Raw genomic sequence first — 2,629 nt, forward strand, 5'->3', positions numbered from 1 at the left:
ACTCCAACAGCGCAGAACCCAGGTGGTTGCCCAGGTGGAACCGGTACAGTACGGTAGGAGTGGTAAGTGAAACACCGCCATCCACCATGAGTTCATCGATCAGGACTATGCGGCCCTGGTCATCCTTTACATGTGCGCTTCTACGTTCGGTTTGTAATGTGCCGTTCACGGTTTTTCGGTATACTTCCCATAGACCAATATAGATACGTTCTTCCTTTATATTGCCGTTTTCTATCACTTTTCGTATCCGCTCACCTGTATTATTGTGCAGGTAGTAGGCCATGCCACCGCCACCGAGGTCTGCGCGTCGCAGCCGGTCGGCTTCGTCCCAGTCCATGGCTGCCAAATGGGGCATAGCGGTCATATTGCCGTGGGCATCATGCGTATACTGGTCCAGGGTGGGCTGGATACCATCGGAGGAGGTGCTGAGTAAATAGTTATTGGCAGCATAATGGTAATGCCTTGTCCAGCTACCTCCTGTAGCGCTATGGATCATCTTTAAGATATTCCCAAGCTCATCGTATTCGTAACTTTGTGCGTATGTTCTGAGCGCTCCCAAATGGCGCAAGTCTATGACTTGTGACTTCCAATGGTCACCAGGGTTTGTAACCCGGCCCAGTGGAGCCAATCCCCAATCATTCAATGAATTCTATATCAATAAAACCCTTTCTCCCGGAATAGTCACGTGCACTGCTATACAAGTAACTTTCAGGCTCATCTACTATTCCTGCTTCCACAGGATTATTGTGAAGATAACTAAGTTTCTGATCCATTAACAGATTACCGGATAGTTCTAACGGGTGATTATCTTGTTGCCAAAATTGATAGTACTTGTTGTTGCTGTTCCTTTTTCCAGCTTCTTTGAATAACCACAACATCCGGTTTTTTCGACTTTCTTGTAGATTTCCTTCTATCATTGTTATCAATTGCCTGGAGGTATGCTTTTTAAAATCTCTCAGGATATATTCTTGTTTGAAACCATCAGCGGAGGAAATGATCAGGTGGACATGATTAGTCATAATACACCAGCCGTACAACAAGAGTCCTTTGTGTTTTTGGCAGTAACGGAGGCTATCAATAAGTACATCTTTGTATACGTTTCTGGTGAATACATCTACCCATTCTACCACAGCAAACGTTATAAAGTGAAGCCTGGTTTGGTCGCGTATTTTGTATTTTACACTCATGGTTTAAGAGTTAACCTGTTTTGCCGAGTCACAGACTCTCGGATTCATTTTTAAGGCACAAGTCATAGACTTGCGCCAGTTTGGCTAACTATCAACAAGCAAGAGCAAAAAGATAATCAAGCAAACTAAACCAACAATAACTAATAGTATTCCTCTTAAAGATGAACTAACATCAACTTTTTTCATTTCTTCAGAGTTATCTTGGTCAGTGAGTATTATGTAAACACCAATAATAAGTGCCAAAAGAGCTATGAATAAAACCCCGTATATCATGAATAGTTCTTAATTATCCTTGTCCTTTTTTTGGTTATTTTCAACTATAGTTGTAGATAAAATTTGACCTTCTTTGGAGATAGCTTTACTTCCTGCTTCAAACAAGACTCTTTCATCTAAGTTAATTATACCTTGTTTTAGTGCTTTTTTTATTAACTCAGAAGATGTTTTTCCGATAATTACTCCGCCGCCTTCTATTATGATTCCAGTCACATTACCTTCTGAATAATAATCAACTATTGATAGAGTGCTACCCAACACTGAAACAACTTCCCCAAGAAGTACAATAGCCGTTCCAAGCCCACTACCCACACCTGTAGCTATCAAAGCAAATCCAGTTACTTCAACAACATCTCCTACAATACCGAGAATATTACCTAAATCTCCCAGGTCAAACCCTTCATCTTTAAGCTGTTTGAGCGTTTGCAGCTCTCTTCTCTCCTTCTCCCGTTGCAATAAAGCAGATCGTTGAGCCGATCGAGCACCTTGCCTGGCCTCTTGCGAATCAAAAATACGCCTGTCCAGGTTTTCATTGGCCAGTGTTTTCCTTGCCAATGACTTTCGTTGATCTACCAGACTATTGATCTCACTATCACTTACCCCTTGAGTCTGTAAGGCTTCTATTTCAGCCTTTTGGCGCTCAGTATCAAAAGTAAACTTCCCTCCTTGCTCAGTGATAAATGCCTTATCCAGGACTAATTCACTGAACGCCTGATTGATTTCTTCCAGCAGTCCCACATTACTTTTGGACGTATCAATGCGGTCGATAAAGTCCGGTCGCTCGGTCAGTAAAAACTCCGAGAGTGTTGTAGGCACTCTATTAGGCACTTGCGGTAGTGTGTAGCCTTCTACCACCGGTTCTTCCTGTTTACCCTGTAAGTCCCTTGCTATGATCGGCTTATTCCCTGCATACTGGTAGGGTGTGTAAAAAGGATACTCATCCTTCAGTGGATCAACCGAAACAAACCTGGCCAACCAGGCCGCATAATACCGTGCCCCATAATAGTAAAGCCCGGTCTCATCATCGCGCTCCTTACCTACATAGCGATACCGCTTAAGGGACGTTTCTGCGCTATTCCGGCCCGATCTGTACGAGCTGCTTCCAAAAGGGTAATACTCCTCAAAGCTGATCATATTACCGCTGTAGTCTGACTCCAACAGCGCAGAAC

At 43.2% G+C, this 2,629-nt stretch carries 3 protein-coding genes; all 3 read right to left on the minus strand.

Translation table 11 applies throughout. The annotated features are described in order from the left end of the window. A partial coding sequence (locus FNH22_RS31670) for an RHS repeat domain-containing protein (protein ID WP_143402552.1) occupies nucleotides 1-643 on the minus strand: 643 nt, incomplete at its 3' end. After that, entirely contained in the window at nucleotides 636-1,187 is a 552-nt protein-coding gene (locus FNH22_RS31675) for a transposase (protein ID WP_143402553.1), read from the minus strand. The genes FNH22_RS31670 and FNH22_RS31675, both read right to left, overlap by 8 nt. A gap of 282 nt (nucleotides 1,188-1,469) precedes the next feature. Next, nucleotides 1,470-2,629 (minus strand): RHS repeat domain-containing protein (locus FNH22_RS31680; RefSeq protein ID WP_143402554.1); only part of this gene is annotated, 1,160 nt, incomplete at its 5' end.

Origin of the sequence: Fulvivirga sp. M361 (assembly GCF_007097395.1) — a bacterium.
Taxonomy (GTDB): Bacteria; Bacteroidota; Bacteroidia; order Cytophagales; family Cyclobacteriaceae; genus Fulvivirga.

Excerpts from the sequence above, each read along its gene's own strand:
- FNH22_RS31675 (WP_143402553.1), bottom strand. The coding sequence starts at position 1,187 with ATGAGTGTAAAATACAAAATACGCGACCAAACCAGGCTTCACTTTATA.